The 3,369-nt window shown below is 60.3% G+C and carries 1 protein-coding gene and 1 pseudogene; both read left to right on the forward strand.

The window, feature by feature from the left end; translation table 11 throughout:
• A pseudogene (locus ABYV26_RS23330) lies at positions 1-2,328 on the forward strand (hypothetical protein); the annotation flags it as partial.
• Positions 2,329-2,459: 131 nt separating this feature from the next.
• Positions 2,460-3,194 (forward strand): FadR/GntR family transcriptional regulator, encoded by a 735-nt coding sequence (locus ABYV26_RS23335; protein ID WP_372683754.1) that lies wholly within the window; start codon positions 2,460-2,462, stop codon positions 3,192-3,194.
• Positions 3,195-3,369: the final 175 nt, after the last annotated feature.

Genomic DNA, 3,369 nt, shown 5'->3' on the forward strand with positions numbered 1-3,369 from the left:
GAAGGAGGCGATGAAATCCATTACCGGCCGGCGATTACCGGGACCGGTATGGTCCTCGAGTCGGAGAGGGCGGCCGCCCCCGAGCCCGCTTCGGTCGGCCAACGGGTCCTCAGCGCCGCGGACAAGATCCTGATGTCCCCGCCCAAAACGAAAACCCGTCAGACCCGTTTTTTATCGGATCCCGACGCCTTGATCCAGACCGGCCCCGGTCTTCCGGCGTGGCAGTGGCGGTCCGTGCACCTCCGTTGGAACGGACCGGTGGACCGCACCCAGCAGATTCGCCTGTGGCTGGTTTCGCCGACCCTGAACCTGGCCCTTGGATTGGTTCGGGTGGCGCTGCTGTGCCTGCTGGTCATGACTGTTCTGGACTTGCGCAACTGGCGCCGGCATCTGCCGTCACCGATGTCGGCCGGTGTTTCCGCGCTGATTGTGGTATTGATTTTCATGGGACCGGTCCAGCCGCTTCAGGCCGAGCCCGCCGGGCAGGCCTTCCCGCCCCAACACCTGTTGGATGAACTCCAGCGACGGTTGCTCGAACCGGCGCCCTGCCTTCCCCATTGTGCCGATGTAAGCCGGCTGGAGCTGGCGGCCACCCCCGACCAACTTCGCCTGATCATGCAGATGCATGCCCAGGTCGACACGGCTATCCCTTTGCCCGCCACCCTGGAAACCTGGCGACCGAACCGGATCACGATTGACAATCATCTGGTGAAAAGCCTCTCCAGGGACGACCGCGGCACCCTATGGATGGTCCTGCCCAGGGGGGTTCACCAGGTCAAGATGACCGGACCGCCTGGCAATGCCGATGAAATTCGCATCACCTTTCCCATCGTACCCCACGTGGGCACTTACGCAGGTGTCGGATGGCAGGCCCGCGGCTTTGGGCCCGGCGGCAGCATGGACGCCACGATTGCCCTGAGCCGCATGCAGAGCGACAGAGAATCGCCCGCCGAATTGCCCAGAAGCGATATTCCCGCCTTCTTCAAGGTTTCGAACACCCTGCACCTGGGTATCCAGTGGGAAGTGACCACGCGCATCCAGCGGCTCACTGAACCGGGAGTGCCGGCGGTTCTGGCCATTCCGCTGATGGAAAGTGCCTCGGTCACGACCCCCGGAATTCATGTGGAAGACCGGTTTGCCCGGGTCTCTTTTGGCCCGGATGAAATGGAGGCGCAGTTTTCCACGACGATTCCCATGGCGCCGACGATCCTGCTGACTGCACCCCATGATGTGCCTTGGATGGAAAGCTGGACCCTGGATGCCGCTACGATGTGGCGCTGCAGCGTCTCCGGTCTGACCGCGGTGCACCACCAGGATGCCGACAGCAATTGGCAACCGCAGTGGCGCCCGTGGCCGGGTGAACAGGTTCGCATCGATGTAGCCCGCCCCCAGGCGGTAACCGGTCGAACGGTCACCGTGGACCGGTCGCTGCTGACGCTCACCCCGGGTCAGCGGTTTTCCCGGGCGATGCTGACCCTTGGTATCCGTTCCAGCCAAGGCGGTCACCATCAGATCGAATTGCCGGAGCAGGCCAACCTGCAGACGGTTACGGTAGATGGCAAGACCCTGCCCATCCGCCAGGACGGCCGACTGGTAACCGTCCCCCTGGAGCCGGCCAGCCAGACGGTGACCCTGGCCTGGAATCAGTTGAGCGATTCGATGATCCGGGTCAAGGGCCCTGATGTCAACGTGGGCGATGCCGCCGTCAATGCCGCCGTGACCTTCCAGATGCCCGATCATCGCTGGATTCTGTTGGCCGGCGGGCCCAGGCTGGGACCGGCCGTCCTCTTCTGGAGCTATCTGATTGTGGTGCTGGCCGTGGCTGTGGGGTTAGGAAAAACGGTGGTGACACCCCTTCGCACCCAGCACTGGCTGCTGCTGGGGCTCGGGCTGACCCAGGTACCGGCGGTGGTTGCCCTGCTGATTGTGGGCTGGCTGCTGGTCATGGGCGCTCGCTGCCGCAAAGCGCCGGAAAACGCCTTGGTGTTTAACGGCATGCAGTTGCTTCTGGCAATCCTGACTGCGGCGGCCTTGGCCGGTCTCTACACCGCCATTGAGCGCGGCCTGCTGGGCATCCCGGACATGCAGATTGCCGGTAACCAATCCACGCGCTTTCAACTGAACTGGACTCAGGACCGAATTGAGGGAATCATGCCAACCCCCTGGGTGATAAGCCTGCCCCAGTGGATTTACCACCTGCTCATGCTGGTCTGGTCGCTCTGGCTGGCCTTCAGCCTCCTGTCCTGGCTGCGCTGGTCCTGGGGATGCTTTTCCACCGGGCAGCTCTGGAAGCCCGTCAAATGGCGCCGAAAGAAAAAATCATCTTGACAGACGAAGTCAATTATAATAAATGGTCTGACCATTCCGAAAATCAATCCATCACTCCCCCGGAGTGACTTTTTCAGGTCCGCTTTGAAGCGATATTTGTTAATATCCACTCAGGATCGAGCTGCTGATCGATGACCCATTTGTTCCGCGCTGCCAGACAAAACCGGATTTTCCAGGATGTGGTTGAACAGATCCAGGAAGCGATCATCGACGGCCAGCTGAAGGTGGGCGATCGCCTGCCTGCCGAGCGCGACCTCAAAGAAATGCTTCAGACCAGCCGCAGCACCCTGCGTGAAGCCCTGCGTGTGCTTGAACAAAAGGGGCTCATCGAGATTAAGCTGGGAATGGGCGGGGGCGCCGTCGTCAAAACGGTCTCCTCGGACCTCGTGGCCGAGAGCCTGGATCTGTTGATTCGCTCCCACCAGGTGTCCCTGCGGCACATCGCCGAGTTCCGCGAACGGGTGGAAGGCGACGTGGTGGTCCTGGCCACATCGAGAATGAAAGCGTCGGACACACGCAACCTCAAAACGCTGCTGGACGAAGCCCGTAAATGTGTGGATCGGGGTGCTGAGGCTGTCTCCGATTTTCTCACCGCAGACAAAAACATTCACCTGTATTTTGCCAAGATCACGGGCAACCCTATCTATATTTCCATTCTCAAAACCATTCATGAGAATATTCGCCGGTATTATGACGAGTTCTTGGTCATGGAAGAGCCTGAAATGAAAGAGAATCTTCAGGACCTCGAAAACGTGGTGGCGGCCATGGAGAGCGGGAAGGCGGAAGCGGCCGGCGACATCGCACGAACCCACGTGAGGCGATTCAACGGCTACATGGAAATGCGCGAACGGCAGCATCAAACATGACACGGGGGGAACCCGCAGAGACTACTCCGGGCGGCAGACTTTCTTACTACAACGGAATTAACGGGTCGGCACTATGGCACATTTAGAACTGGAAAACATCACGGTAAGATTCGGCGGGCTGGTGGCCCTGTCCCAACTGAGTTTTTCGATCAACTCCGGAGAAATCGTGGGCCTA

The organism is Desulfosarcina sp. (assembly GCF_041551955.1).
Classification (GTDB): Bacteria; Desulfobacterota; Desulfobacteria; order Desulfobacterales; family Desulfosarcinaceae; genus Desulfosarcina.